Annotated in this window: 25 protein-coding genes and 1 pseudogene; 15 read left to right on the forward strand and 11 right to left on the reverse strand. The window is 72.3% G+C overall.

Features of this window, described 5'->3' with window-relative positions; all coding sequences use genetic code 11:
• Positions 1-31: 31 nt before the first annotated feature.
• A pseudogene (locus ACFT4A_RS23300) lies at positions 32-202 on the reverse strand (SARP family transcriptional regulator); the annotation flags it as partial.
• A 51-nt stretch (positions 203-253) separates the two neighbouring features.
• The gene (locus tag ACFT4A_RS23305; RefSeq protein ID WP_382832997.1) at positions 254-964 is read right to left on the reverse strand and encodes an AAA family ATPase; all 711 of its coding nucleotides are present in this window, start codon (positions 962-964) and stop codon (positions 254-256) included.
• Positions 965-1,103: 139 nt separating this feature from the next.
• Between ACFT4A_RS23305 and ACFT4A_RS23310 the strand changes: the two genes are divergently transcribed.
• The gene (locus ACFT4A_RS23310) at positions 1,104-1,616 is read left to right on the forward strand and encodes a hypothetical protein (RefSeq protein ID WP_382832999.1); all 513 of its coding nucleotides are present in this window, start codon (positions 1,104-1,106) and stop codon (positions 1,614-1,616) included.
• A gap of 12 nt (positions 1,617-1,628) precedes the next feature.
• Here the strand turns inward: ACFT4A_RS23310 and ACFT4A_RS23315 are convergent, their stop codons facing one another.
• A complete protein-coding gene (locus ACFT4A_RS23315) occupies positions 1,629-2,177 on the reverse strand; it encodes a DUF1062 domain-containing protein (protein WP_382833001.1) in 549 nt (182 codons plus the stop codon).
• A gap of 224 nt (positions 2,178-2,401) precedes the next feature.
• On the opposite strand from ACFT4A_RS23315, the gene ACFT4A_RS23320 reads away from it, so the two are divergent.
• From ACFT4A_RS23320 to ACFT4A_RS23330, 3 genes are all read left to right on the forward strand, one after another.
• Positions 2,402-2,938, forward strand: coding sequence for a VOC family protein (locus ACFT4A_RS23320; protein WP_382833003.1), 537 nt, complete (start codon positions 2,402-2,404; stop codon positions 2,936-2,938).
• 332 nt (positions 2,939-3,270) lie between these two features.
• Entirely contained in the window at positions 3,271-3,654 is a 384-nt protein-coding gene (locus ACFT4A_RS23325) for a type II toxin-antitoxin system RelE/ParE family toxin (protein ID WP_382833005.1), read from the forward strand.
• A 9-nt stretch (positions 3,655-3,663) separates the two neighbouring features.
• Positions 3,664-4,014 (forward strand): helix-turn-helix domain-containing protein, encoded by a 351-nt coding sequence (locus ACFT4A_RS23330; RefSeq protein ID WP_382833007.1) that lies wholly within the window; start codon positions 3,664-3,666, stop codon positions 4,012-4,014.
• A gap of 758 nt (positions 4,015-4,772) precedes the next feature.
• Here ACFT4A_RS23330 and ACFT4A_RS23335 read toward each other — a convergent pair.
• Positions 4,773-5,513, reverse strand: a complete 741-nt coding sequence (locus ACFT4A_RS23335; protein WP_382833009.1) for a class I SAM-dependent methyltransferase — start codon at positions 5,511-5,513, stop codon at positions 4,773-4,775.
• A gap of 223 nt (positions 5,514-5,736) precedes the next feature.
• Here ACFT4A_RS23335 and ACFT4A_RS23340 point away from each other — a divergent pair, with 223 nt between their 5' ends.
• The 6 genes from ACFT4A_RS23340 to ACFT4A_RS23365 all read left to right on the forward strand — a co-directional run bounded on the left by ACFT4A_RS23340 (position 5,737) and on the right by ACFT4A_RS23365 (position 14,770).
• The gene (locus ACFT4A_RS23340) at positions 5,737-6,642 is read left to right on the forward strand and encodes an amidohydrolase family protein (RefSeq protein WP_382833011.1); all 906 of its coding nucleotides are present in this window, start codon (positions 5,737-5,739) and stop codon (positions 6,640-6,642) included.
• A gap of 275 nt (positions 6,643-6,917) precedes the next feature.
• Positions 6,918-8,453, forward strand: coding sequence for an alpha/beta hydrolase (locus ACFT4A_RS23345; protein WP_382833159.1), 1,536 nt, complete (start codon positions 6,918-6,920; stop codon positions 8,451-8,453).
• A 190-nt stretch (positions 8,454-8,643) separates the two neighbouring features.
• On the forward strand, positions 8,644-10,581 hold the full coding sequence (locus tag ACFT4A_RS23350) for a glycoside hydrolase family 97 catalytic domain-containing protein (protein ID WP_382833013.1): 1,938 nt from the start codon (positions 8,644-8,646) through the stop codon (positions 10,579-10,581).
• 111 nt (positions 10,582-10,692) lie between these two features.
• Positions 10,693-12,897: an MMPL family transporter gene (locus tag ACFT4A_RS23355; protein ID WP_382833015.1), complete on the forward strand. Its 2,205-nt coding sequence runs from the start codon at positions 10,693-10,695 to the stop codon at positions 12,895-12,897.
• A gap of 5 nt (positions 12,898-12,902) precedes the next feature.
• Complete coding sequence (locus ACFT4A_RS23360) at positions 12,903-14,135, forward strand: sensor histidine kinase (RefSeq protein WP_382833017.1); 1,233 nt, start codon at positions 12,903-12,905, stop codon at positions 14,133-14,135.
• Positions 14,132-14,770, forward strand: coding sequence for a response regulator (locus tag ACFT4A_RS23365; protein ID WP_382833019.1), 639 nt, complete (start codon positions 14,132-14,134; stop codon positions 14,768-14,770). The genes ACFT4A_RS23360 and ACFT4A_RS23365 overlap by 4 nt, the downstream gene beginning before the upstream one ends.
• Positions 14,771-14,774: 4 nt before the next feature.
• Here ACFT4A_RS23365 and ACFT4A_RS23370 read toward each other — a convergent pair whose 3' ends face one another.
• The 4 genes from ACFT4A_RS23370 to ACFT4A_RS23385 all read right to left on the reverse strand — a co-directional run bounded on the left by ACFT4A_RS23370 (position 14,775) and on the right by ACFT4A_RS23385 (position 19,945).
• A complete protein-coding gene (locus ACFT4A_RS23370) occupies positions 14,775-16,025 on the reverse strand; it encodes a VWA-like domain-containing protein (protein ID WP_382833021.1) in 1,251 nt (416 codons plus the stop codon).
• Positions 16,022-17,275, reverse strand: coding sequence for an AAA family ATPase (locus tag ACFT4A_RS23375; protein ID WP_382833023.1), 1,254 nt, complete (start codon positions 17,273-17,275; stop codon positions 16,022-16,024). The genes ACFT4A_RS23370 and ACFT4A_RS23375 overlap by 4 nt, the downstream gene beginning before the upstream one ends.
• Before the next feature lie 57 nt (positions 17,276-17,332).
• Positions 17,333-18,664 carry a hypothetical protein gene (locus tag ACFT4A_RS23380; protein ID WP_382833025.1) on the reverse strand — a complete coding sequence of 444 codons (1,332 nt, stop codon included), beginning with the start codon at positions 18,662-18,664 and terminating at the stop codon, positions 17,333-17,335.
• 105 nt (positions 18,665-18,769) lie between these two features.
• Positions 18,770-19,945, reverse strand: a complete 1,176-nt coding sequence (locus ACFT4A_RS23385) for an NAD(P)/FAD-dependent oxidoreductase (RefSeq protein WP_382833027.1) — start codon at positions 19,943-19,945, stop codon at positions 18,770-18,772.
• A 188-nt stretch (positions 19,946-20,133) separates the two neighbouring features.
• Between ACFT4A_RS23385 and ACFT4A_RS23390 the strand changes: the two genes are divergently transcribed.
• The 5 genes from ACFT4A_RS23390 (at position 20,134) to ACFT4A_RS23410 (ending at position 23,681) form a co-directional block, all read left to right on the forward strand.
• Positions 20,134-20,523: a sortase-dependent protein gene (locus ACFT4A_RS23390; protein WP_382833029.1), complete on the forward strand. Its 390-nt coding sequence runs from the start codon at positions 20,134-20,136 to the stop codon at positions 20,521-20,523.
• Positions 20,520-21,143 (forward strand): class F sortase, encoded by a 624-nt coding sequence (locus tag ACFT4A_RS23395; protein ID WP_382833031.1) that lies wholly within the window; start codon positions 20,520-20,522, stop codon positions 21,141-21,143. Before ACFT4A_RS23390 ends, ACFT4A_RS23395 begins: the two co-directional genes overlap by 4 nt.
• Positions 21,140-21,631 carry an RNA polymerase sigma factor gene (locus ACFT4A_RS23400; RefSeq protein WP_031113208.1) on the forward strand — a complete coding sequence of 164 codons (492 nt, stop codon included), beginning with the start codon at positions 21,140-21,142 and terminating at the stop codon, positions 21,629-21,631. Before ACFT4A_RS23395 ends, ACFT4A_RS23400 begins: the two co-directional genes overlap by 4 nt.
• Entirely contained in the window at positions 21,615-22,178 is a 564-nt protein-coding gene (locus tag ACFT4A_RS23405; RefSeq protein ID WP_382833033.1) for a hypothetical protein, read from the forward strand. Before ACFT4A_RS23400 ends, ACFT4A_RS23405 begins: the two co-directional genes overlap by 17 nt.
• Before the next feature lie 132 nt (positions 22,179-22,310).
• Complete coding sequence (locus ACFT4A_RS23410; RefSeq protein WP_382833035.1) at positions 22,311-23,681, forward strand: alpha/beta hydrolase; 1,371 nt, start codon at positions 22,311-22,313, stop codon at positions 23,679-23,681.
• Here the strand turns inward: ACFT4A_RS23410 and ACFT4A_RS23415 are convergent.
• From ACFT4A_RS23415 to bla, 3 genes are read right to left on the reverse strand one after another with little or no spacing between them, the layout of a single operon-like run.
• The gene (locus ACFT4A_RS23415) at positions 23,678-24,355 is read right to left on the reverse strand and encodes a DUF4328 domain-containing protein (RefSeq protein ID WP_382833037.1); all 678 of its coding nucleotides are present in this window, start codon (positions 24,353-24,355) and stop codon (positions 23,678-23,680) included. The genes ACFT4A_RS23410 and ACFT4A_RS23415 overlap by 4 nt on opposite strands.
• Before the next feature lie 44 nt (positions 24,356-24,399).
• Positions 24,400-24,762 (reverse strand): DUF952 domain-containing protein, encoded by a 363-nt coding sequence (locus ACFT4A_RS23420; RefSeq protein ID WP_382833039.1) that lies wholly within the window; start codon positions 24,760-24,762, stop codon positions 24,400-24,402.
• Positions 24,763-24,781: 19 nt separating this feature from the next.
• Positions 24,782-25,735 (reverse strand): class A beta-lactamase, encoded by a 954-nt coding sequence (gene bla / locus ACFT4A_RS23425; RefSeq protein ID WP_382833041.1) that lies wholly within the window; start codon positions 25,733-25,735, stop codon positions 24,782-24,784.
• Positions 25,736-25,744 lie beyond the last annotated feature (9 nt).

Here is a 25,744-nt window from a genome sequence, read left to right on the forward strand (position 1 = left end):
CGACGTAGGTGTGGACGGTGGCGCGGGCGGAGGCGGGCGGGTCGCCGTCCCACAGCAGGTCGATGAGGCGTCCGGTCGCAACGGCACGGCCCGCGTGCAGCAGCAGAACCGCCAGCAGACACCGTTCCTGGCGGCGGCTGCCCACCAGGACCGGCCGCCCCTCGTGGCGGGCGGCGAACGGACCGAGCAGCTGGAACTCCATGGGTACCGGGCAGCTTAAGGGCTGGTCCGCACGACGCTCCGGTGGTGTCGTCTACGGTTCGACGATGTGCCGCAGATAGGCGTGCGGGTCGGCCAGATAGCGGCGCCAGTGGTCCACGACGCCGAGTTCCTGCCAGGCGACTCTGCGCAGGCCGTGCTCGCCGACCTCGACGATGTCCGCGCCCGGCAGGGCGGTCAGGAGCGGGGAGTGCGTGGCGCAGATGACCTGGCCGCCTTCCTTGGCCAACCGGTCGATGTGCCCGATGAGTTCGAGGCAGGAGGAGAAGGAGAGCGCGGCCTCCGGCTCGTCGAGGACGTAGAGCCCGGCGTGCAGGAACTTCCCGCGGAACGCCGCGAGAAAGCCCTCGCCGTGGCTGACCGAGTCCGGCGAGAAGCCCTCCCTGCCGAGCGCGTCGAGCGCGGTCTCGGCCCGGAGGAAGAAGCCCTTGCGAGCCGACCAGCTGGTGACCATACGGCGCCCGCGCGAGGCCGCGTCGAACTTGATCCGCTCGCCGAGCGCCGACTTGCCGCGCGGGGAGGCGTAGCGCCAGTCGTGGGAGCCGCCGTAGGAGTCCAGACCGAACCCCTCCGCCAGCGCCTCGACCAGCGTCGACTTCCCCGAGCCGTTCTCACCGACCAGGAAGGTCACCGGTGCGGTGAAGCGCAGCCCCTCGTCGAGCAGCTGTCGGACGCAGGGCACCGACCAGGGCCAGGCGTCCTCGTCGTACGAGGAGAGGTGGGCGTACGCACGTTCGACAATCACTCGACCAGTGTCGCCCAGGACGCGGAAGGAGTGCCCGTGTCCACGCCGAGGATGGTGAGGCTTTGGTCAGAGGCCGGGGACAGACTGGCGCACGCCCTTGCGGCGAGCCCTCCTTCCACCCCTCCGACCAGGGAGAACCATGCGACGAACCGCCCTCGCGACGCTCACACTTGCCGCGCTCCTCGGGACGCAGCCCGCGACGGCGGCGACGACCGCCACCGGAGGCGGCTGGGAACCGGCACCCTCCACGCCGTGGGAAGTCGCCGCCGGCGTGCGCTGCGACTTCCCCGTGCACGGCGAGCCCGTCGTGGACGAGGTGGTGCGGCGCGTCCTGAGCACCCACCCCGACGGTTCCGAGCGCCGGGTCGCCTACAAGGGAGACCTGGTCATCCGCGTCACGAACACCGCGACGGGCGCCGCCTACGACGCCGACGCGAGCGGCTCGGCCGTCGTCGAGTACCGGCCCGACGGCTCACAACTCTGGGCCGTGCACGGCCCGGTGCTGGTCGGCACAGGGGAGGACCAGGGCACCCTGCCGCGCGGCCTGTACATCGTCGACGGCGTCTACACGATGGACATCAGCGCCACCGGATACAAGGCATTCCATCTCGTCCGGGGGACTACGGACGACCTGTGCGCCCGCATCGACTGACACGGAGACGGCTCAGCGCTTGAGCGTGAAGGTGAAGTCGCCGGAGAGCTTGCCGCCCAGCCGGACCGCCGAAACGAGCTTCCCCTCCCCGATCAGCCTCTCGACCTCGGCCCGGGAAAGACCGCAGCCTTCAGCGATCAGTCGCACCGGCCGGACCGGGATCCGCGCCGCGAAGCGGACCGATACGTCGATCACCTCGCGGTCCAGGTGATCCCATCCGCCGGTGTCGAGACGCCAGGCGTCGTCCCAGTCGAGGGCGATGCGATTGCGGCGCCGCACCACCGGGTCCTGGAGCAACTCGGCTGCCAGACTGGTGTCGTTGGCGTGCAGCCGGTCCAGCAGCTCAGGTCGTACGGAGCGCACGTTCATCCGCTCCAGGACCGTGAGCTTCGCCGTTTCCCCGCAAGCGGTGCAGAGCACGAGGAGCCAGGCGTCGAGCAGCTTGTGGTGGGCGTTGACGCGGAACTTGCCGTTCGCCCGGAAGCGTTGGGACGCGCATGTGGGGCAACGGCGTTGGACGAGCGGCAGGCAGGTGGGTATGACCACCCAGTTTTCGAGCACAGAAATGCACCGGTTCCAGTGAGAAGTCCGCAGCAAGAAGCAGCGCGGCGCATGTGCGCGACGCGCGACAGATCAGCTCTCGGGAGGTCTCACACGGTGTACAACGGCACGTCCTTGCTCAGGGGACCTGGGTCGGCAGCACGGTAAGGGCACACAGCGGCGCCGCTCCACTGGATTTCGTCCGGCTTGACCCTCACGTCGCGTGAGGCCGCAGGGTGGTGCGCATGAGCGACTACTACGACGCGTTCGAGATGAGTCCCGTGCCCGATCCCGGGCCGGACGCGGTTGCGCCGGAGCTGTTCCGCGGCATCTACGGGATGCCCGCGTTCGTGACGATCCCCACCGGCGATCTGGCGGCGTCGGTGGACTTCTGGACTCGTGGGCTCGGGTTCTTCGAGCTGTTCGGCATCCCCGGCAGGCTGGTGCATCTGCGCCGGTGGGCGTTCCAGGACGTACTCCTCGTCTCGGCGGCGAGCGTTCCGGAGGAGGCACCGGCGATGAGCGTCAGTTTCGCGTGCGTGCTCGGCCAGGTCGATTCACTCGTCGAGGCCTGCCGTGCGCTGCGCCCGGACTCGGTCGACGGTCCACGGGACACTCCCTGGAACACCCGCGACGTCACGGTGATCACCCCCGAGAACGCTCGGGTCGTCCTCACCGCGGCGAAGCCCTTCGATCCGGCCAGTCAGGAGGCGCGGAACCTTGCAGCCATCGGGATCACCCCACCGGGCGTCGACCGTGGCGACAATGAGGCGCATGCCTGATGCCGCCGATACTGCCGCCTGATCGATCTGCCCCCCGAAGGCCCACGCCTTGCTCCCACGGATCGAGGCGGAGTGGGAGGCCACGGCGATGGCGGGACTGGACGCGGAGTTGTCCATGCCGCTTGGGGTGTTGCTGGGGGAGGTGGCGGAGGCAGTGGGGCGGCGGCCGTTTCGGGAGCGGGTGGGGGCGGTGTATAGGGGGTCCGGGGAGTGAGGGTCCTTTGTGAGCGGCGGGATGATCGGCAGACAGCGCGGCCACGTCTGCACGCCGGGATCGTCCACATGAGTCAGGGCTCCGCTTGCCGCAGTTTAAGGGATTCCTTAAACTGCAGATGCTGGAGTCGAGGGGAGTCGTCTTGAGCTGGGCAATCAAAGTCACCGAGTACGCAGGCTGGTTCAGGCGGCTGATCAAGGAGGATCTCGGCTCTGCCTCCCAGGTCGCCCAGGCAGTCGCAGCGCTGCGTGAGGCGGGCCCCACTCTGGGACGTCCCCTCGTCGACCGGCTGAAAGGGTCGGACCTGCATCACCTCAAGGAACTGAGGCCGGGTTCGGGGGGTCGGTCCGAGATCCGTATCGTCTTCGCCTTTGATCCGAGTCGTTCGGCCCTGCTGCTCCTGGGCGGCGACAAGGCGGGAAACTGGGATCGCTGGTACCGCCACGACATCCCCTTGGCCGAACAGCTCTATCGCGACTACACCGGCGACACGGAGGACTGAGGAGTACACATGCCCAAGAAGACCCCGCAGGACTGGGAGAGCCTGGAGCAGGAGCTTTACTCGGCGGGTGTGGATCCCGGCGAAGTGAAAGCCGGTTCGCGCCGGCTGCTGGCGGAAGCCCGGGGGTACCAACTCGCCGAGGCGCGCAAGCAGTACGGGTTGGCTCAGAAGGACGTGGCTGCCCGCATGGGGGTGAGCGTCGCCCGCGTGTCCCAGATCGAGCACGGAGAGGGCGCCACTCTTGATGTCATCGCACGCTACGTAGAGGCGCTCGGCGGCAGGTTGGACCTGGTTGCCGACTTCGGTGACCACACCCTGCGGATGCCGGCAAGCGACGATCGGGGCAGTACGGCGGCCTAGGCCGCGTCTGAGAAAACGACCTCGCCCGCCGGCTGCTCCACCACACCGCGTCCGTCAGCTCACCCCCGACCCGCCACAGAGCAATGGTCAAGTCCGGCTGGTCGCCCATGAACCACAGAAAGCTGCCCCGCGTCGCGGCACACGCTTCAAGAAGCTCGGCAAGGTCCAGCAAAGCCGCCATCTGCTGCTCGTCAGTACACCGCTGCGTCAGGGCGGTGACTTCCTGACGGGCGACTTGAGCTTCCTGCTCGTTGAACAGCGTGTCGCCGTATGGATCCACCCAGCCGAGCTTGCCCGAGCCGTGCCGATCGAGTGTGCTCAGCGCCCTCGCCAACGCCTCACCGTGCCCGTAAGACCCCCGCAGCAAGGTCTCCCGGGACGCCCTCTTGCGGGAGGGCCGCCCCGAATGCAGCTCCACTCTTGTCCATGAAGCCGTTCATGAACTCCACCCCGAAGGCATGAGTCTCCGGAGAGACGTCAGAGGGCGGCTCGCCGAACCACAAGACGGTCTCCGGTCTTTGCTCGACCTCGGCGAGCCACGAACGAAGCCTGTCGACCCGGCCTCCGCTCAGCCGGACCAAGGCCTGATGCGTCGCAGAGCTGCCGTGTTGCCGGGGACACCGCCATGCCCGTCATCCTGCTCATCACGGCTATCGGTGACAACGGCCGGGATCGCCCTGGAGCGCTCCGGGGCGAGCCGTATCCCATGAGCGCTTGGGTGACGGCCGGCGCCGCGGGGTCCGCCGGCGCGGCGGAACTCACGGTTTGTGGGTTACCCAGAGCAGTTCCGCCGGCCAGCGGTGTGCCCAGTCAGGCGGGTCGGTTTCGTTGTAGCCGTTGGCTGTTCCGAGTTCGGGCCGCGGCTCGATGAGGTCGTCGATGACGAGACCCGCGCCGCGCAGGACCCTGACCCAGTCGCCGTAGGTGAGCTGATAGCTGGTCGCACCCTGGCCTTCGGCGATGGTGTCCAGCCCGAAGTAGTCCTGCTGCAGCGTCGTGGTCACGCGGCTGCCGGCTTCGTCGTAGCAGGCTTCGAACCATGGGCTGGCGACGTTGAACACCAAGCGTCCACCGCGGCGCAGGATGCGTGCGGCCTGCGGCACGGCCAGGTGCGGGGGCGCCCAGCTGAGCCCGCCGTGATCACAGAACACCAGGTCGAAGCTGTCGGCGGCGAACGGGAGGTGTTCGGCGGCGCCTTGCACCAGCGGGTAGCAGGCCGCTCCCATCGCGCGAGCTGCCGCGGCGAGCTGGGCTTCGGACAGGTCGAGCCCGACCACGGTGGCGCCCTCGGCGGCGAGCGCCCTGGACCACTGGCCGGCGCCGCAGCCGAGTTCGAGGACACGCTTGCCGGTGACGTCGCCCAGGGCGTGCAGGTGCGCGTCGGGGATGGAGTACATGCCCCACAGCCGGGGTGTGGCGCCGATTTGCGGGTCGTGCTCGTGCTGGTAGGCGCTGCTGATCCGGTTCCAGAACCGCCGGTTGGCGGGGATGCTGTCCACGTGCCGACTCCAGCACTGCCTGCCGGGGGCGGTCAACGCGATTAGGGCACTGGCGTGCCCTCGCCTCGGTCCGGCACGCGTGCCGGAACAGAGAAGTGGCGGTCGAACAGCCGGCTCCACCAGCAGACAAGGGCCGAGCGCGACCCCCGGGTGACGGATCCCTCACGGACCCCCCGCGCAAAGCCCTGGCCCCGCCACCCCACCCGCCCCGATCGTGGGCACCATGGACGATCACGGTGACGCGCCCCACGAGCCCCTCGAGCGCGATGAGGTCCGCCGTTTCTGGGGCCGGCTCGGGCTCCCCGGCCTCGTCGACGTGCATACGCACTTCATGCCCGAGCGGGTGCTGCACAAGGTCTGGGAGTACTTCGACGGGATGGGGCCGCTCACCGGGGGAATGGAGTGGCCGATCACCTATCGGGAGGAGGAGGCCGAACGGGCGCGGATCTTGAGGGAGTTCGGCGTGCGGGCCTTCACCGCGATGCTCTATCCGCACAAGCCCGGCATGGCCCCCTGGCTGAACGGCTGGGCGGTGGACTTCGCGCGGCGTACGCCCGACTGTCTGCACACCGCGACGCTCTTCCCGGAGCCGGGGGTCGAGGCGTATGTCCGGGAGGCCGTGGAGGCGGGGGCGCGGGTGTTCAAGGCGCATGTGCAGGTGGGGGCGTACGACCCGGCCGACGAACTGCTGCGGCCGGCGTGGGGAGTGCTCGCCGAGGCCGGGATCCCCGTGGTGATCCACTGCGGGTCCGGGCCCGCGCCCGGCGAGCACACCGGGCCGGGGCCGATCGCCCGGGTGCTGGCCGACCACCCCCGGCTGCGGCTGATCGTCGCGCACATGGGGATGCCCGAGTACGAGGAGTTCCTCGACCTCGCCGAGCGGTACGAGGAGGTCCGGCTGGACACCACGATGGCGTTCACCGACTTCAGCGAGGGGTTCATGCCGTTCCCCCGCCGCGCCCTGCCCCGGCTGACCGCGCTCGGCGACCGCATTCTGCTCGGCTCCGACTTCCCCAACATTCCCTATCCGTACGCGCACCAGCTCCACGCACTGGAGCGGCTGGGCCTCGGGGAGGAGTGGCTGCGGGCCGTGTGCCACGACAACGGGGCGAAGCTCTTCGGCCTGTGAGGGCCGGAGTTCAGGTGAACGGCGTCGCAACTACCGGTGGGTATGGGAGAGATTCCGTGACAAGGCCCCCATAAGAGGAACTCTGAGCCCGCTCCCGCTCCCCTTCCCCTCCCGAGTGAGCTAGAAACTTCAACGAAACCACTCGCCCCCGAGGGGAAACAGTGACCACACGAGATCACGGCACCGGCACCCGCGCACGCAGACGCCTCCCGCGCCTGAAGATCGCCCTCGCCGCAGCCGTCTCCTTCGCCGTCGCCGGAACCGCCGCCCAGGTGATGGCGGCCCAGCCGGACGAGACCGGCAAGCAGCCGGCCGTGCCGTCCCTCGCCTGGTCCGACTGCCAGGACGGCTTCGAGTGCGCGAACGCCGACGTGCCGCTGGACTACCGCGACCCGCAGGGCAAGACGATCACCCTGGCGGTCATCCGCAAGAAGGCCACGGACCAGGCCGAGAAGAAGGGCACGCTCTTCCTCCAGCCCGGCGGGCCCGGCAACTCCGGCGTGGACTTCGTGCGCGGGAACTACGCCGAGCTGCCGGCCGCCCTGCGCGACTCCTTCGACGTCTTCGGGTACGACGTACGCGGCGTCGGGCGCAGTTCGCAGGTCCAGTGCTGGGACGACCCGACGTACACCCGGGCCATCACCGCGGCGAAGGGCGCCCCCGGCCCGGACGCCTACGAGCCCGCCGTGCGCCAGGCCGCCGAGTTCGACCAGGCCTGCCAGGACAACGCCGGCGACCTGCTGCCGTACGTCGGCACCGAGTACGTCGCCCGGGACATCGACCTGCTGCGTCAGGCCCTCGGTGAGGAGCAACTGACGTACTACGGCAGGTCGTTCGGCTCCTACATAGGCACCGTCTACGCCGCCCTGTTCCCCGACCGGGTGCGTGCCCTCGCGCTCGACGGCGCCTACAACCCCGAGCACTACGCGAACCAGCCGTACGCCTACGACCGGCCCCAGTACCTGGCCCTGGACGGCGCGATGAGCCGCTTCCTCGACTGGTGCGAGGCGGACCAGGAGACCTGTGGGTTCGGCGACGGCGACCCCCGGGCCGCGTTCGAGAAGCTCAAGGCCGACCTCGACGCCAGCCCCGTACCGACCACGAACGGCGGGCAGGCCAACGGCTACACCCTCGTCTACCGCATCCTGTTCAACATCAACGAGGGCAAGGTCATCTGGCCCTCCCTAGGCGAGGCCCTGCGCAAGGCCCAGCAGCGCGACAACACCTCGTTCCTGCTCCGGCCGCCGTCCGCGGCCAGCTACGACTTCCTCAACCCGAACGTCGTCGTCGAGTGCACCGACAAGGCCTACCCGCGCGATACGGCCCTGCTGAAGCGGAAGGTGACCGGCTTCGCCAAGGCCGCGCCGCTGCTCGGCCCGGCCCTCGCCTACGGACCGCCGCTCTACGACCACCAGCACGCCACCGCCTGTGCCCAGTGGAAGGGCGAACAGGTCAGCCGCTACGACGGTTCCTTCCGCGCGAAGGGCTCCGCCCCGATCCTGGTCGTCGGCAACACCGGCGACCCGGACACCCCGTACCAGGACGCGGTGGCCCTGTCCCGGGAGCTGGACAACGGCCGGCTGCTCACCTTCAAGGCCGAGGGGCACACCGCCTTCGGGCGCAGCGCGTGCGCGACGGACGCCGTCACGAGCTACCTGGTGGACCTGAAGGTCCCGGCGCGCGGCACGACCTGCGCGGACGAGACCCAGCCACCGTCCTCCACACCGAAGGTGGCGCCTCCCGGCACGACCCTCGGCGAACTCCGCAACGGCGTCAACGAGCGGCTCGACCGCCTCGGCGCCCTGCGCTGACCGACCCCGCACGACCATGCACGACGGCACCCCGGGTGCCCGGGCCGCACCAGGCCCGGGCACCCGGGGTGTTCGCGTCTCCCGGTGGCTCCGGCCTCTTGACCCGCCTTCGCGGCGGCGCGTACAACTGCTCTCGCCCCTCACAGAAAACGGTTACTACCCTATTACCGCAAGGGAAAGGTCCCTCACGATGAGAGCTTCGGGAGAACGGGCCCGCCGGGACGTGCTCAAGGGCGCGGCCGCCGGTGCCGGGCTGGCCGCGGCGGGGATCGTCACCACGCGCCCCGCGTACGCCGCCGACAGCCGACCGGACCGCCCAGAGAGCGTGACCGCCCGCAGGGGCGGCACCTCCGTCACGCTGTCCGTCACCCACGGGACACTCAGCTGGTCCGCCCGGCGCGACGGCCGCACGGTGATCGGCGCCTCGGCCCTCGGTATCCGGCTCGCCGACGGCACCGTCCTCGGCAACGCTGTCCGGGTGACCGGACAGCGGCACCGCACCCACCGCTCCACCTGGACCCCGGTCTACGGACGCAACGCGACCGTCACCGACCACTACCAGGAGCAGCGCTGGGACTTGAAGGACAAGGGCACGGGCATCCGCTTCGCCGTCGAGGTCCGTGCCTACCGGACCGGCGTCGCCCTGCGCTACCTCCTCCTCGACCACGGCGCCGCCACCATCACCGACGAACTGACCACCTTCGTCTTCCCGGACGGCACCACCGTCTACAGCGCCCGCGACGAGAACGCCTACGAGCCGGTGGCCCCGGGCTCCATACCCGTCACCGGCACCGCCACCACGGACAACGGCCCGCTCACCGACCTCCCCCTGGCCGCCACCCTCCCCGGCGGCCTCATCGCCTGCGTCTGTGAGTCCGCGCGCGTCGACTACCCCCGCCTGATGCTCGGTTCGGTCGCCGGCGAGCCGAACACCCTCGCCGCCTTCCTCATGGAGCACACCGCCCGGGGCACCGGACCCGTGGAGACGGCCTCCACCGTCACCACCCCGTTCGCCACCCCATGGCGGGCCGTCGTCATCGGCGCCACCCACGCCGAACTCGTCGACAACGCCGAGCTGGTGCTGAACCTGGCCCCGCCGAACACCCTCCCCGCCCCCTCCTGGATCAAGCCCGGAAAGGTCTTCCGCTGCGAGCTCACCACCGCGGCCGGACTGGCGGGCGTCGACTTCGCAGTGGCCCGGGGGCTGGAGTACATCGAGTACGACGCCGGCTGGTACGGCCCGGAGTTCACCACACCCGACGCGACCGGCCCGATCGCCGCGATCGACCTGCCGTCGGTCATCTCGTACGCCACGAGCCAGGGCATCGGTGTCTTCCTCTACGTCAACCGGCTGGCGCTGACCGACGCGGACTCGCTCTTCGGTCTCTACAAGGGCTGGGGCGTGCGGGGCATCAAGCTCGGGTTCATCAACGACGGCACCCGGTCGATGACCGGCCAGATCATCGACTGGGCGAAGACGGCGGCCAAGCACGAGTTGCTGATCGACATGCACGACGACGTCCGGCCGTTCGGCTACGAGCGGACCTGCCCGAACTGGATCAGCCTGGAGGGCGTGCGCGGCAATGAGCAGTTCCCGACCGCCACGCACAATGTGACGCTGCCGTTCGCCCGCAACATCGGCGGCCCGATGGACTACACGATCTGCTACGGCCAGTCCCGCGACAAGACGACCAACGCCCACCAGATGGCCATGGCCGCCGTCTACTACCAGCCGCTCAACTTCCTCTTCTGGTACGACAAGCCGTCCAAGTACGGCAACCCGGCGAACTGGCCCGGGCTGCCCTGGTTCAACGCCGTTCCCACGACCTGGGACGAGAGCCGGACCCTGGCCGGCTCGATCGGCGAGTACGTCGCCGTAGCCCGCCGCAGTGGCTCCACCTGGTACCTCGGCGCCATGACCGACGAGTCGTCCAGGACGCTCGCCCTCCCGCTGTCCTTCCTCGGGCGCGGTACGTACACGGCGACGGTCTACGCCGACGGCACCCCGGGCGCGAACCCGTACCAGACCCCGGTGGTGGTCGGGACCCGGACCGTGACCCGGGCCGACACCCTCGACGTGGCGATGGCTCCGGCGGGCGGGCAGGCGGTCGTGCTGAAGCCCGGCTGAGGCTGAAGGGCCGGGGGTTTTCCCCAGGGCCCGGGTCCACCGACCGGTGGACGGCAGGTTCAACCGAGTGCCTCTGTCCGGCAACTGCCCTGCTCAGCAACCCTTTTGGGCATGAACTCATTGACTGTGCGTGTGGCGCGCTGGAGTGCGCGGCACCCCTGGCGGGCGATCGTCGGGTGGCTGGTGTTCGTGGTGCTGTGTCTGGGGGTCGGCAGTGCCGTCGGTACGAACAGTGCGAAGACGGCGGACTACCGGGTCGGCGAGGCCGGGCGGGCCGAGGCCCTCGCCGCCGAGGCGCATCTGGAGCGCAGGTCCGCCGAGCAGGTGCTGATCTCCTCCCGTTCGGGCGGTGCTCTGGACCAGGGCGCCGCCCGGGCCGCGGCGAAGGATCTCACCGAGCGGATGCGGCGGCTGCCGGAAGTGGCGGGCGTGGCCGACCCGTTGCTGTCCGAGGACCGCCGAATTCTGATGGTCGAGGTGGCGCTGAAGGGCGAGGAGCGGGACGCCAAGGACAAGGTCGACGCGCTCGTGGCGCAGACCTCGGCGGTGCAGAAGGGCTACGCAGGGCTGCTGCTGGAGGAGACCGGGAGTCCGTCCGTCAGCAAGGGGGTCGACCAGCAGCGCAGTGACGATCTGGCGCTGTCCGAGGCGATCACCCTGCCCGTCACCCTGCTCACGCTGCTGGTCGTGTTCGGGTCGGTGACCATGGCCGGGGTGCCGTTGCTGCTGGCGCTGTCGTCGATCGCGGCGGCGGTCGGCCTCTCGATGGTCGTCTCGCATGTGTCGCCCGACGCCGGGGTCGGCACGAACGTCATCCTGATGATCGGCCTCGCGGTCGGCGTCGACTACACGCTGTTCTACCTCAAGCGCGAGCGGGAGGAACGGGCCCGCTCCGGCGGGCGGCTGTCCTCCGAGGCACTGGTGGAGCTGGCCGCCGCGACCTCGGGCCGGGCGGTCGTGGTCTCCGGCATGGCGGTGGTCGCCTCGACGGCGACCCTGTATCTCGCCTCCGACGTGATCTTCTCCTCCCTCGCGACCGGCACGATCGTGGTCGTCCTGGTGGCGGTGGCGAGTTCGCTGACGGCCCTGCCCGCGCTGCTCGTCAAGCTCGGGCAGCGGGCGGAACGCCGGGCGCGGCGGCGGGCCGAGCGCGGCAGGCCCGTACGCCGGGTGCGGGGTGAGCGGGGCGGCGGCCGGGTGTGGAGTGCCCTGCTGCGGCCCGCCGCCCGGCATCCCCTGGCCACCCTGTGCGTCTCGGTCCTCGCCCTGCTCGCCCTGGTCGTCCCGCTGGCCGGGCTGAAGATCACCGAGATGAGCCGGGACACCCACTCCCGCGACATCCCGGCGATGCGGGTGTACGACCGGCTCAACGAGGCGTTCCCGGAGCAGCGGGTGACCCATCAGGTGGTCGTGCGTGCGGATGCCTCGCGGTCGGCGGAGGTCGTCGCCGCGCTGAAGGAAGCGGCCGGCCGGGCGGCGGACGACCGGCTGTTCACCGGGGCGTCGCGGATCCGGACCTCGTCCGACGACCGCACCAGCACCCTCGAACTGAAGGTGCCGTATCTCGGCAACTCCGACGAGGCCTACGACTCCCTCGACCGGCTCCGGGACGACTTCCTGCCCGTGACCGTGGGCCGGATCAGCGGCGCCGAGTACGGCGTGAGCGGCGATGTCGCCCGGTACGCCGACTATCCCGCCCACCAGAACGGCAAACTGCCCCTGGTGCTGGTCGCGTTGCTGCTGGTGACGTTCGCGATGACCGTGTACGCCTTCCGCTCGGTCGTGCTCGGACTGCTCGGCGTCGTCCTGAACCTGCTGTCCGCCGCGGCGGCGCTCGGGCTGCTGGTGCTGGTCTTCCAGGGGACGTGGGCGGAGGGCCTGCTGGACTTCGACTCCACCGGGTCGATCGGGTCGCGGGTGCCGCTGTTCCTGTTCGTGATCCTCTTCGGACTGTCGATGGACTACCAGGTGTTCGTGGTCAGCCGGATCCGGGAGGCCGCGCTCGCGGGCGTGTCCACGCGGCAGGCGGTGCTGGACGGGATCCGGTCCTCGGCGAGCGTGGTGACCAGTGCGGCGGTGGTGATGACGACGGTGTTCGCCAGTTTCGTCTTCCTCCACATCATCGAGATGAAGCAGATCGGCTTCGTCCTGGCGGCGGCCGTGCTGATCGACGCGTTCGTGGTCCGGGTGATGGTCCTGCCTGCGGCGATGCTGCTGCTGGGCGAGGCCAGTTGGTGGCCCTCGCGGGCGGTGCGGCGGGCGCTCGCCGTACCGGAGAAAAGGCCAGTCAGCCGTCCGGGAGTCGACGTACGTTGATCGGCATGACCGTATCCGCCGGCTCCACCGCCGAAGCCGCCGAAACCGCGAGCACCGCCGACGCCTTCTGGACCACGTCGCTGCGCCGCTGGAACGCGGTGTGCTGGCTGCTGTTCGCCTTGATGGCCGTCGGGCTGGCCGCGATCGACCGGCCCGACGGGAGCAAGTACGTCGCACTGGCCCTGCTGGGCGGGGTGGTGGTGTCCTACGCGGTCCTCTACCGCTTCCCGGCCAACCCCGTCATACGGCCGCACGTGTATCTGTCGGTGCTGGTGGTCGCGCTGGGCGGGCTGGCGTATCTGCGGGGCAACTACGCGGGGCTGTTCATGGTGACGCTGCCGCACTACTGGCTGTTCGGGCGGACGCCGAGGGCCTCGGTGCTGTTCCTGGGGCTGGCCACGGCCGCGACCCTGGTCGCGAGCGTGCTGCGGCAGGACGGCTGGACGGTGGAGTTCTTCACCGAGACGCTCGTCTCCACGGTGCTCGTGGTCGGCGTGGGGGTGCTGATCGGGCTGTGGGCGCACTCGGTGGTCGGGCAGAGCGCCGAGCGGGCCCGGCTCATCACCGAACTGGAGGAGACCCAGGCCCGGTTGTCCGAGGCGCATCAGCGGCAGGGCGCGGCGGACGAGCGGGAGCGGCTGGCTCGGGAGATCCACGACACCCTCGCCCAGGGCTTCGCCTCGATCATCGTGCTCGCCGAGGCGGCCCGGGCCGGGCTGGGCTCCGAACCGGACCGCAGCGCGCAGCAGTTGCGGTCGATCGAGTCCACCGCCCGGGAGAACCTCGCGGAGGCGCGGGAGCTGGTCGGCTCACCGCAGCGGCCCGGCCAGGCGACGGCGGGGTCGGTGGCGCAGACCCTGCGCCGCACCCTGGACCGTTTCGCGGAGGACACCGGCCTCACCGTCGACGCCGAGCTGGCGGACCTGGAGTGCGACCAGCAGACCCGGATCGCGCTGCTGCGCTGCACCCAGGAGTCGCTGGCCAACGTACGCAAGCACGCCCGGGCCTCCACGGTCGGCGTGGTCCTGGCCCGGCAGCCGGACGGTGTGGAGCTCGAGATCACCGATGACGGGACCGGGTTCGTGGTGGCGGAGTCGTCGGGCTTCGGCCTGGACGGCATGCGCAAGCGGCTGGCGGAGCTGGGCGGGAGGCTGACGGTGACGAGTTCGCTGGGGGACGGGACGCGGGTGCTGGCGCTGCTCCCCCTGACGGCCGAAGCGAGAGAGGCCCGCGCATGACCGACGGACCGCTGCGCGTCATCGTGGTCGACGACCACACCGTCATGCGCGCCGGGGTGGTGGCCCTGCTCGCCTCCGAGTCCGGGATCGAGATCGTCGGCGAGGCGGGCGACGGCCGCGCGGCTCTCGCCCTCGTCGAGCGCCACGCGCCGGATGTCGCCCTGGTCGACCTGCGGATGCCCGTACTGGACGGGGTGGCGACCACGGCCGAGATCGTGACGCGTTTCCCCCGCACCCGGGTGCTGATCCTGACGACGTACGACACGGACGCGGAGATCGAGCGCGCGGTGGAGGCCGGGGCCATCGGCTACCTCCTCAAGGACACCACCCGTGAGCAGCTGGCCGACGCCATCCACGCGGCGGCGCGCGGCGAGACGGTGCTCGCGCCCCGGGTCGCCGAACGCCTCGTCGCCCGGATGCGTCAGCCCGCCCAGATCCCGCTCACGGCCCGTGAGGCGGACGTCCTGAACGCGGTCGCGGACGGGCTGACCAACGCCGAGATCGGCCGCCGCCTCGTCATCGCCGAGGCCACCGTGAAGACGCATCTGCTGCGGCTGTTCGCCAAGCTCGACGTCAACGACCGTACGCGGGCGGTGGTGGTGGCGATGGAACGAGGGCTGCTGCACCGGCCCTGAGCCGTCACGACCCGATGTCCACGACCCGGGCCCAGTCCGGCGGCGAGTCCGGGACGTACTCGGGGTCGGACTCGTCGTAGGCGTGGTCGTCGTAGCCGCGTGGGAAGAGGCCCACGACCGTGCGGCACGGAGGCCGGGTGCTCGGCCAGGGCGTCTGGCCGTCGGTGAGGGCCACGATGACGTCCGGGGCCGGGCGGGAGCGCAGGGCGCGGGTGAAGCCGGCGCGGAGGTCCGTGCCGCCGCCGCCCGTCAGCGGGATGCCCTCGGCGCGGCACAGGCGGCGGGCGAACCCGGCCGAGGCGTCACAGGGCACCACGGTCACGAGGTCGCGGCGTCCGCCGACGGCCCGGGCGATCTCGGCGACCTCCAGGAGCGCGCTGCCGAGTTCGGCGTCGCTGACGGAGCCGGAGGTGTCGATGATGACGGAGACCCGGGGCGGGCGGCGGCGCAGGCTCGGCAGGACGATGCCGGGGATCGCGGTCGAGCGCCGGGCGGGCCGGCCGTAGGTGTAGTCCTCGCCCGCGCCGGGGCCGGACGTGGCCGAGCGGATCGCCGCGCCCAGCAACTCCCGCCAGGGCTGGGGCGGGTGGAAGGCCTCCTCGGCCCAGCGTCGCCAGCCCTGCGGGGCGCTGCCCGGGCGGCCGGTGATGCCCTGCGCCACCCGGAAGCGGACGGCGTCCCGTTCCTGCTCGCTCAGGCCGTGCGCGCCGTCGGGGCCGGACTCCCACTCCCGGCCCCGGCCGTCGGCGCCGCTGCCGCAGTCCAGCCAGGCCAGGTCCTGCATGCGCGGGCCGATGCTGAACTGGCGTAGGTACTCCTCCATCAACTCGCCCTCCGCCAGCCCCAGATCGCCCGGCTCGACGACTCCTTCGGGGCGGGCGAGGCCGTCGCCGTAGACGTCGTCGTTGATCTCGAAGTCCGCGGCGATGTTCATCCGCAGCCGCTCCCCCGGTCCGCTCAGCCCTCGTTCGCGGGCGACCCGGTCGCTGCGGCCGTGGTGGTCGCGCAGCAGGTGCGACACCTCGTGCACCCACACCCCGGCCAGTTCCTCGACGGGCGTACGGTCCACGAACACCGGCGAGACGTAACAACGCCAGTGCCGGTCGACGCCCATCGTCGGCACCCGGCGCGACTCCACGACATGCAGGGCGAACAGGGCCGTGGCGAGGTAGGGGCGGACCCGGGCGGCGTGCAGGCGGGCGGCGAAGAGCTTGTCCCGGTCGAGGGTTCCGGTTCCGGTCTCCGTGGTCGTCATCGGCCCGCCTTCGCCACGGCCCTCTCCGCGGCCGCCGTCCGGGCCGCCGCGCGGTCCGCCCTGCCGGACAGGGACACGACCCCGGCGAGGCGCTCGATCGCCGCCGGTACGTCCCAGTCCTCCCGGCGCAGGGCGGCGAGCGTGGTCGCGGGGACGACCACGACGTCCGGGGGCCCGCTCTCCACCGCCTTGACCAGCAGGGCCCACGCCGCGTCCCAGCGGGGCCGCTCCGGGCGGCTGCGGACCGCGGCGACGACGGCGTCCAGCGCGGCCTGGCGCAGATCGCCCCGCTCGGGCAGGACCGCTCCGGCCGGGTCGGCGAGCAGGGTCTCGGGGTCCGGGAGGTCCATCCGGTCCAGGCTCGCCAGCAGTTCGAGACCCGGCCCGTCCCCCACGGTGCCCCGGACCAGCAGGGAGAGCACGTCACGGGAGGAGCCGGCCGCGGTGGCGAAGGCGATGAGATGCAGCGTCATCTCCCAGCTGCGGGGCGACGGCCAGGCCCCGCCCCGCCGGGTCTCTCCGCTGGGCAGCCGGTGCACGAGCCCGGGCCGTGCGGTGAGCAGCTCGCACACGGCACGGCGGGCGAAGGCCACGGCGTCCGGCAGCTTCGCGGGGTCGAGCCGGGGCAGGGTCGCCCGGGGCCAGGTCCCGCCGAGGCCCCGGACGACGACGTCGGTGTCGTGCGCCCACTGGAGGTGGACGAAGCGGTTGGCGAGCGGCGGGCTCAGTTCCCAGCCGTCGGCGGCCGAGGAACGCGGGTTGGCGGCGGCCACGATCCGCACGCCGGGCGGCAGCCGCAGCGCGCCGATCCGCCGCTCCAGCACGAGCCGGAGCAGGGCGGCCTGGACGGCGGGCGGCGCGGTGGAGAGTTCGTCGAGGAACAGCAGTCCCCGGCCGGCCCGCACCAGGCGCACCGCCCAGTCCGGCGGGGCCAGGGGCACGCCCTGTTCGGCGGGGTCGTCGCCGACGATCGGCAGCCCCGAGAAGTCGGACGGCTCGTGCACGCTCGCGATCACCGTGGTCAGCGGCAGGTCCAGGGCATCGGCGAGCTGGTTCAGGGCGGCCGTCTTGCCGATGCCCGGCTCTCCCCACAGCAGCACGGGAAGATCCGCGGCCACGGCCAGGGTGAGGGCTTCCAGTTGGCTGTCGGGGCGGGGTTCGGTGGTGTGGTCGCGCAGGAGGGTCAGCAGGTCGGCGGCGATGTCGAGGCGGGCGGTGGTGTCGGCCAGGGGCGTGCTGCGTGTGGGCATGTGTGATCACCTGTGGGTCTGGGAGGAGTGAAAAGTGCGGGGCTGAGGGGCTCTGGGTCACATGTGGCGGGGGTGCGGGCCCTGGCCCCGGGAGCGGCGAAGGTCCCAGGGGCGCAGGCTGCCGGGCGAGGGCCCCTCCAGGCCCGCCCGGAACAGTCCGTGGGCGATCCGCCGCCGCGCGGCCGTCTCCAGCGCGTCCCGCAGCGGGCCGTCGCGCAGCACCGCCTCGGGGCCCAGCAGGCTCTCCACGGCTGCCAGCGCCCCGGTGACGTCGCCGTGCCGGAGGCGTTCCCGTACGCCGGTGAGGCAGTCGGGGCGGCGGTGTGCCCGGTCGACGGCCTGGAGACAGGGCAGGGGTGGTCCGCCCAGGGCGGCCAGCAGTTCCTCGCGCCGGATCTCGTCCGGGTCGTGGTCCAGCGCGGCCAGGGCGCCGTCGACCAGGCCGATGGTGTGGCGGGCTCCCCGGCAGTCCACCAGCCGTGGGTCACCCGCCCGTTCCGGTGCCCGCGAGGTGTCCGTCCGCTCCACCCCCAGCGCCGGGGCGACCAGCGGATGCAGCCGCCCGGGATCGATCGCCCCGGTCCGGAGCAGCTCCAGGTCGGGCAGCACCCAGGTCGCCGCGTCGGGCAGGACGGGCAGTGCGGGGTCGGGGGCGTCCGACGTCACCACCGGGGTGCCGTCGGACACGTCCAGGACCAGCCGGTTGCGGGCCCCGAGCCGGACACCGACCCGGCCGGTCGACCGGCCCTCGGCACGCAGCAGGATCTCCGCCTCGGCCGCCCACCGGTCGACGGCGCAGCGATGGCCGTACGGCGGCGGCCCGGCCGCCGAACGACCGTCCGCGGCGGGAAGATCCGCCCCCGCCCGCATCCGCAGCTCCCCCACCCGGCGGGCATCCCACAGGTGCCGGTGCAGGTCGAGACGGAACCGTCGGCTGGGGCGCGGATGCGGATGACGCCGGACGGTCGTATCGGAGGCGTCCCACAGGGCGAGGCTGAGCCGCTGACCGGCGTCGGCCCAGGCCGGTGGAGTCCGCACCACGAGCTGCAGCGGTGCGGGGCCCGTGGTGTCGTACCGGGCCAGGCCGATGGTCAGCCCCGGCCGCAGCAGCCCGTCGGGGGCGATCCTCGGCAGGTGCCAGCGCAGCAGGTCGGGAGCCAGGTGACGCAGGTCGGCGCGGAGCCGGGCGGCGAGTTCCCTGCCGTACGCCCGGGCCACGGCGCGTGGCTGGAGGTCTACGTCGACACCGGCGGCGGCGCACGCACCCGCCCAGTCGCCGGCCTGCCGCCGGACGGTCGCGGTCTCGATCATGGAGGGCGGCACGGCGAACTCGCGCACGCGCGGCCAGAAGGAAGTCGGGGTGTCCCCGTTCGCGGTGTGGGTGAGCATCAGCACTCACCTGGCGCGGACGGGACCCCCAATCTGTCAAGGGAGGTCGTCATCGCGGCGATGCTAGCCGCCCTCCCCTCCTCGCGCAGCCGAATATCCGGAGGCTCAGACGACATGCGACTCGGGCCGGATCCCCGCCCCCGCCCGGAAGCGGTCGGCGCTGAGCGGGCCGACGTCGACGCAGGGTGCCCGGTCCAGGTACAGGTCGCGCACGATCTCCCCGACCGCCGGGGCCTGGAGGAAGCCGTGGCCCGAGAAGCCGGTGGCGTAGAGGAAGTTGACGACCTCTCCCGAGCGGCCGATGAGGGCGTTGTGGTCGGGGGTGACCTCGTAGAGCCCGGCCCAGCCGCCCGCCGTCTCCATGGCCGCGAGGTCGGGGGCGCGGTGGCGTACGACCTCGCGGAAGAGCTCCAGCCACTCGGGGGTCCAGGTGGTGTCGAAACCGTCCGGCTCGGCGGGGTCGGCCAGGCCGAACAGAAGCCCGTCGTCGCTGTTGTGGAAGTACGCCGAGGAGGAGAAGTCGATGGTGAAGGGGATGCGCGGGGCGGGTGGCGTGAGCGGGGCGGTGAAGGTCAGCTGGCGGCGGACCGGCCGTACGGGGAGGGGGACGCCGGCCAGGTCGCCGATCCGTGCCGACCAGGCGCCGGCGGCGCAGACGACCGTGGCGCAGTCGATCCGCCCGCGGTCGGTGTGCACGGCGGTGACCCGGTCGCCGCGGGTGTCGAGGCCGGTGACGGTGGTGTGGGTCGCGAGGACGACCCCCGCCCGGGCGGCCGCACGCGCGTAGCCCTGGACGACCAGGGCGGGCCGGGCGTGGCCGTCGGCGGGCGAGTGGGCGGCGGCCACCAGCCCGTCGGTGCTGACGTAGGGGCAGAGGCGGCGGGCTTCGGCCGGGTCGGTCATACGGCTGGGGACGCCGAGGGAGTTCTGCAGCCGGACGGCGGCCTCGAAGTCGGCGGCCTGCCGCTCGGTGGTGAGCAGGAAGAGATAGCCGACGGTGTCGAGGCGGATGTCGGCCCCGGGGCGCTCCGGGAAGTCCCGGAAGGCGCGCAGACTCCGGTCGCCCAGTTCGATGTTGAGCGGGTCGGAGAAGTGCGCCCGTACGCCGCCGATCGGTTTGCCGGAGCTGCCGCAGCCCAGCTCGCCGCGTTCCACGACGACGATGTTCCGCACCCCGGCCTCGGCCAGGTGGAAGGCGATGCTCGTGCCCATCACACCACCGCCGATGATCACGACGTCGGCGGTGCGGGGGACGGTGGGGAAGTCGGGTGAGGAGCTCAACGGGCCATCCCTTCACGGTGCCGTGTCATGGCACCCGGTGGTGGGGGTGTTGCCCAGCGGGCCCCGCACCCCATCGGACTTTGCCATCTCTTTACAACCCGCCGCCCCGCCGCCTCGTCTCTCCGCACGACCCGTCACCCACCCCGCCGACCGACCATCGGGCGGGACCGACGAAGGAGAGCGATTCCATGCGCCGAACCGTCCTGAGCGCCCTGGCCCTCGCGGGCACCGCCGTACTGCTGGGCACCGGGCCCGCGTTCGCCGACGGGGGCAAGACCCCGAGCCCGGTCCCGACGTCCACCCCGGCGAGCAGCACCCCGCCGCAGGCCAGTGCCGAACCGACCCGGGCACCGGATGCGACGGACAGCACCCCGGCCCCGAAGCCCGAGCCGACCCGGGCACCGGCCGACGGCCAGGTCTCCGTCCGGCCGAGCGGCGCGCCCGACACCGGTGTGACGCCGGCGTCCTCGTCCTCCGGAAGCGACGGCACGGCGATCGGCGCGGGCGCCGCCGCGGCGTTCGCGCTGGGCGGCGGGACGGTCTTCGTCGTACGCCGCCGCCGGGCGACCGGGGCATGACCGCGTTCTCCAGGCGCGCGTTCACGACCGCGGCACTGGCGTCGCTGCCGGCGGCCCTGCTGACGGCGTGCGGCAGCCCCGGGACCACCACCGCACGGCAGCCGAAGCCCCGGACGGTACCGGCCAAGGGGGCGCGTCCCCTGGCCCGTTCCGCTCCGGTCCGGCTGCTCGTTCCGGCCATCGGCGTCGACACACCGGTCATCCGGCTGGGCCTGGCCCCGGACGGCACGGTGGAGGTGCCGCCGGTCACGGCGGACGACCGGGCCGGCTGGTACCGGCACTCGCCCACCCCCGGCCGGACCGGGCCGTCGGTGATCCTCGGTCATGTCACGGTCGGGACGTACGGCGACGGCGTCTTCCGCCGTCTCGACCGGCTGCGCCGGGGCGACCGGATCGTGGCGCGCCTGGAGAACGGCACGGCGGCGGAGTTCGCCGTCACGGCCGTACGGACCACCCCGAAAACCGACTTCCCGGCGGACGACGTCTACGGGAACGTGGACCGCCCGGAGCTACGGCTGATCACGTGCGGCGGAGCGCGTACCGGCGACGGATACGCGGACAACGTGATCGTCTTCGCCGCGCTGAGCGGCGCCGAGTCCCCGACCCCTGGAGAGCGTTGAAACGGTCCCGCGAGAAGGCCGCGTCCGAACTGTTCGCCGCCCTCTACCCGCGCCTCGCCGGCTGGTGCCGCCGGCTCGTCGACGACGACGGGACGGCCCACGAGATCGCCTCGGAGGCGTTCACCCGGCTCTGGGCCCGCTGGACGTCCGTGGAGGAGCCCCGCGGCTTCCTCTACGTCACCGCGGCCAACCTCGTCCGGGACCACTGGCGCAAACTGGAGCGCGAGCGCCGGGCCATGCACCGCGTCACCTCGGAAGCCGCCGTACGGCCCCACCCCGAGCAGGCCGACCCCTCGGTGCGCCTGCTCGTCCAGTCGCTCCCGGAGCGACTGCGCGTGCCGATCCTCCTCCACTACTACGCTGACATGCCGATCCGGGAGGTGTCCGCACTGACCGGACGCAAGGAAGGAACCGTCAAGGCCGACCTGCACGCGGCCCGGGAACTGCTCCGCGTCCACCTGAGGAGAAGCCTTGACCACACGCCTTGACGACGACCCGGGTGAGCCGGGCGAGGCCGGGTTCGGCGCCGACGACCCGCTCGCCGTGATCCTGCGCCCCTCCTCTCCCGACTACCTGGGCGCACCACCCGGCCAGTACGACGCCGTCCGCCGCAGGGCGAGCCGCCGACGCCTCCTGCGCTCCGCGGCCGGAGCCGCCGGCGTGTGCTGTGCCGTGGCCGCCCTCATCGCGCTCCCCCTGCGCTTCGGCGCCCCGGACCGCCCTGCCACCCCGACGATCCCGATGGCCCCGCCCGACGCGACCACGCCACTGCCCACCCCGCCGTCGTCGCCCGCCCCTTCCCCCTCCGCGTCGTCCTCGGCGCCGTCGCCCGCCCCGACCGACGCACCGCCCTACGCGCGGACTTCCGCGCCGTCTTCCGTGCCGACCTCCGCGTCCGACGCCCCGACCCCCGACACGACCGGCCGGCGCACGGACGACCCCCGCACCTCCCGCCCGACGTCCGGGTCCCGCACCCCGTCGGCCACACCGACCCCGGCGCGGGACCTGCCGTCGAACGGACTGGTGGGTCAGTAGGGGGCTGTCGGGGGCAACCCCGAGGCACCTGTCGGACGACAGGAGCAACTCGGTGCGTTCATGGTCAAGAGGGTTGGCCGGGGCGCTCGTCGCCGGGGCGCTGTTGATGGGGGGAGGTGCGGCGGGGGAGATGTGGCGGGGGCTCGGGCCGATTCGTCCCCGTCGTCGGGGACGCCGATCGACTGGAAGCCGTGCCCCGATCACACCTCGGCCGAATGCGGCACCCTGCGGCTGCCGGTGGACCGGTCCCGGCCGGAGGGCGAGACGCTCGACCTGGCCGTGGCCCGCCGCAAGGCGACCGACCCGGACCGCAGGGTCGGCGTCCTCCTGGTCAATCCGGGAGGACCGGGCGACTCCGGCGTGAACTACACCCTGACGCGGGCCGAGGCCCAGCTCAGTGCCGAACTGCGGTCCAGGTTCGACATCGTCGGCTTCGACCCGCGGGGCGTGGGCGGCAGCCGTCCGGTGATGTGCTCGAAGGCTCTGCTGGACGCGCGGCCCTCCGCGTATCCGCGCGACCAGGAGGAGTTCGAACGGCTGGCGGCCTACAACCGCGAGCTGCGCGAGGACATGGAGGCCCTGCGCGAGGCACTGGGCGAGCGGAGGATCAACTTCTTCGGCCACTCCTACGGCACGCTGATCGGCGAGCAGTACGCGGAGCTGTACGGCGACCGGATCCGAGCCATGTCCCTCACCGCGAACATCGACCACAGCATCACCGGCACACGGGAGTTCCTCGTCTCCTCTGCGAGGTCCGCCGAGGACTCATGGCACCAGTTCGTGAAGTGGTGCGACCGTACGCGCTCGTGTGCCCTGCACGGGCGCGACGTCCCGGCCGTCTGGGACGCACTGCTGAAGCGGGCCGACCGGGGAGAGATCCGGGATCCGGAGCGGCCGGGCCGGACCCTCGGCGCGAACGACATCGCCCAGAGCGTCTTCAAGATGTTCTACGGACCGGATCGGGCCGAGGCGGCGACGTACGTGGCGCGACTCGACGCGCAGCGGCCGGAGACCGGTGAGCCGCTGGACACCGCTGGGCCGCCGGACACCGGTGAGGCGTTGAAGGCGGAGCCGTTCTCGGTGTTCCGCCAGGACTGGCGGTTCCGGCCGCGTGACCACCGGGAGTTCGCACGCCTGACGGCGGCCGAGCGGCAGGCGGCACCGCACATGCGCGGCTCGCCCCGCGTGCACGCCGCGCTGGCCGGGTGCGTCGGCTGGCCGGAGCGGGTGAACAACCCGCAGCACCGGCTGCGCGTCTCCGAGGCCCCGAAGCTGCTGATGATGCACTCCCGGCACGACCCGGCCAACCCCCTCTCCTGGGCGGCCGAGGTGCGCCGGCAGACCCGCGGTACGGCCGTCCTGCTGACGTACGAGGGAGCGGGACACCGCGTCTACGACCGGAGCGACTGCACCCGCGACGCGATGGACGGCTACCTCGTGTCCCTGAAGGTCCCGCGCGACGGCGGCAGTTGCGCCGCGGCCGATCCGGCCACCGGGGGCTAGGAGCCGGTCCGCGCGACCTCGTCGATGCGCTGCTGTTGCGCAGCGGAGAGCGTGCGGACCATGAGGGCGGCGGTGCCGGCCGCGGCCATGATCGCCAGGTCGGCGGCGAGCAGGGGCCAGACGCCGGTGTAGGCGCGGGCGATGACGTCGTCGGTGGAGTCGGCGTAGATCAGGCCGACTCCACCGGCCAGACCGGCCAGCCACAGGCCCCACCACCAGTTCACGACGGCGGGCAGCCGCCGGTCGGGGAAGACCGACCGGTGGACGTCCGCGACCATGCCCCGGGGTATCCACAGGTTCACGATCGGCACGATCCAGCTTAGGAAGAGCCACAGGTACGGGTACCGGGCGTCCTGGCCCGAGAGGGCCCGGGCGTTGTCCCGCACGCGGTCCAGCCAGAGCAGGAACACGAGCGCGCAGACCGCCGTGACGGCGCCGCCCGTGGAGTCGACCAAGTGGTAGGAGTTCTCCAGCGCGTTCAGGGGACGGTGTACGCCGTCGCCCTGGTCGGGCGGGCCGGACGCCGGCTGACCGGCCAGGGCGAGCCGGATGTGCCAGACCGCCCGGGCCGCCCAGGCGACTCCGGCGAGGGCGAGAGCGACGACGGCGAGGCGGGCGGCACCCCGGACCGGGCGCAGGGCCTGAGTGGCGACGGGGGATTGCTTTTCGTTCACCCGGTCATCCTGTCGTACTCGTTCAACCGGTCATCCGGTCGCCCTCAGTCCCGCCGGCTCAGCCCCGCCGCCCGGCCCTCCTCGTCCCACCGCACCTCGAGGACGTGGTCGACGGCGTCCCGGTCGAGCGGGCCGAACACGTGCGGGAACAGGACGCCTTCGGCCACCCCGGGCGGCGGAGCGGGGGCCGCCGCCTCGAACGCGACCCGCGCGGTGAGGCGCGCCTCGTCGAGGGCGAGCACCAGCAGAGGCCTGGTCGCCTCCCGGTAGAAGGCGTTGACGACGGCCAGCGTCGTCGCCTCGTCCGGGGAGCAGTGCACGAAGCCCTCCTCGGCGAGGGAGTCGGGCGCGTACGTCGGGCCGGGGGCGGTGTTCCAGACGGTGAGCGGTACGGCGTGATAGATCATGGCCCCGTTATAGCCCCCGTCACCGCATCAGGGCGGCGACGGTCCTCCGGGTCGCCTCGGCGATCAGGGCGTCCGAGGGCTCGGCCTCGTAGCCGGGCCGGTCGGTCATGACGGCCAGGACGAGCGGCTCGGTGCGGGGCGGGCGGACCACGGCGATGTCGTTGGCCCTGCCGTAGTTGCCCGTACCGGTCTTGTCGGCCACCTCCCAGCCCTCGGGGAGCCCGGCTCGGATGCGCCGGGCGCCGACGGCGGTGGCGTTGCGCGAGAGCCAGTGGGTGAGCAGGGCGCGTTCGCCGGCGGGCAGGGCGGTGCCCAGGAGCAGGGCGCGGAAGTCGGTGGCGATCGCCCGGGGGGTGGTGGTGTCGCTGGGGTCGTCGGGTCGTACGTCGTGCAGTTCGGGCTCGTAGTGGTCCATGCGGCTGGCCCTGTCGCCGAGTTCGCGCAGATAGGCGGTGAGCTTCGCCGGGCCGCCGAGGTCGCGCATCAGCAGGTTCCCGGCCGTGCCGTCGCTGTACCGGACGGCGGCGTCGCAGAGTTGGCGGAGGGTCATGCCGGTCGCCACGTGCTTCCCGGTGATCGGCGACGTGGACTCGAGGTCGGCCCGTGTGTAGGTGACGCGCCGGTCCAGGCCCCGGAGGGAGCTGTGGTGCAGGACCGCCGCCGCGGCCAGTGCCTTGAAGGTCGAGCAGAAGGCGAAGCGCTCGTCGGCGCGGTGGATCACGGTGGCGCCGGTGCCGGTGGCGAGGGCGTGGACGCCGACGCGGGCGCCGTACTCGCGCTCCAGGTCCGCCAGACGGGCGCGACGGACGGGAGGCGCGGGGGTGGGCGGGCTGGTCGTGGGGGTGCTGCCTGCCCGGCCGGTGTCGGTGTCGGTGTCCCGGTCGTCGTCCGTGCCGCAGCCGGCGAGGGGGAGGAGGGCCGCGGCGGCCAGGAGGGCGCGGCGGGACGACGAAGGGGGCCCGTCGACGGACATGCGGGGTGC

Origin of the sequence: Streptomyces sp. NPDC057099, assembly GCF_042671245.1 — a bacterium.
Classification (GTDB): domain Bacteria; phylum Actinomycetota; class Actinomycetes; order Streptomycetales; family Streptomycetaceae; genus Streptomyces; species Streptomyces purpurascens.

Excerpts from the sequence above, each read along its gene's own strand:
- ACFT4A_RS23310 (WP_382832999.1), top strand. The coding sequence starts at position 1,104 with ATGCGACGAACCGCCCTCGCGACGCTCACACTTGCCGCGCTCCTCGGG.
- ACFT4A_RS23320 (WP_382833003.1), top strand. The coding sequence starts at position 2,402 with ATGAGCGACTACTACGACGCGTTCGAGATGAGTCCCGTGCCCGATCCC.
- ACFT4A_RS23325 (WP_382833005.1), top strand. The coding sequence starts at position 3,271 with ATGCTGGAGTCGAGGGGAGTCGTCTTGAGCTGGGCAATCAAAGTCACC.
- ACFT4A_RS23330 (WP_382833007.1), top strand. The coding sequence starts at position 3,664 with ATGCCCAAGAAGACCCCGCAGGACTGGGAGAGCCTGGAGCAGGAGCTT.
- ACFT4A_RS23340 (WP_382833011.1), top strand. The coding sequence starts at position 5,737 with ATGGACGATCACGGTGACGCGCCCCACGAGCCCCTCGAGCGCGATGAG.
- ACFT4A_RS23345 (WP_382833159.1), top strand. The coding sequence starts at position 6,918 with ATGGCGGCCCAGCCGGACGAGACCGGCAAGCAGCCGGCCGTGCCGTCC.
- ACFT4A_RS23350 (WP_382833013.1), top strand. The coding sequence starts at position 8,644 with ATGAGAGCTTCGGGAGAACGGGCCCGCCGGGACGTGCTCAAGGGCGCG.
- ACFT4A_RS23355 (WP_382833015.1), top strand. The coding sequence starts at position 10,693 with ATGAACTCATTGACTGTGCGTGTGGCGCGCTGGAGTGCGCGGCACCCC.
- ACFT4A_RS23360 (WP_382833017.1), top strand. The coding sequence starts at position 12,903 with ATGACCGTATCCGCCGGCTCCACCGCCGAAGCCGCCGAAACCGCGAGC.
- ACFT4A_RS23365 (WP_382833019.1), top strand. The coding sequence starts at position 14,132 with ATGACCGACGGACCGCTGCGCGTCATCGTGGTCGACGACCACACCGTC.
- ACFT4A_RS23370 (WP_382833021.1), bottom strand. The coding sequence starts at position 16,025 with ATGACGACCACGGAGACCGGAACCGGAACCCTCGACCGGGACAAGCTC.
- ACFT4A_RS23375 (WP_382833023.1), bottom strand. The coding sequence starts at position 17,275 with ATGCCCACACGCAGCACGCCCCTGGCCGACACCACCGCCCGCCTCGAC.
- ACFT4A_RS23380 (WP_382833025.1), bottom strand. The coding sequence starts at position 18,664 with ATGCTCACCCACACCGCGAACGGGGACACCCCGACTTCCTTCTGGCCG.
- ACFT4A_RS23390 (WP_382833029.1), top strand. The coding sequence starts at position 20,134 with ATGCGCCGAACCGTCCTGAGCGCCCTGGCCCTCGCGGGCACCGCCGTA.
- ACFT4A_RS23395 (WP_382833031.1), top strand. The coding sequence starts at position 20,520 with ATGACCGCGTTCTCCAGGCGCGCGTTCACGACCGCGGCACTGGCGTCG.
- ACFT4A_RS23420 (WP_382833039.1), bottom strand. The coding sequence starts at position 24,762 with ATGATCTATCACGCCGTACCGCTCACCGTCTGGAACACCGCCCCCGGC.
- bla (WP_382833041.1), bottom strand. The coding sequence starts at position 25,735 with ATGTCCGTCGACGGGCCCCCTTCGTCGTCCCGCCGCGCCCTCCTGGCC.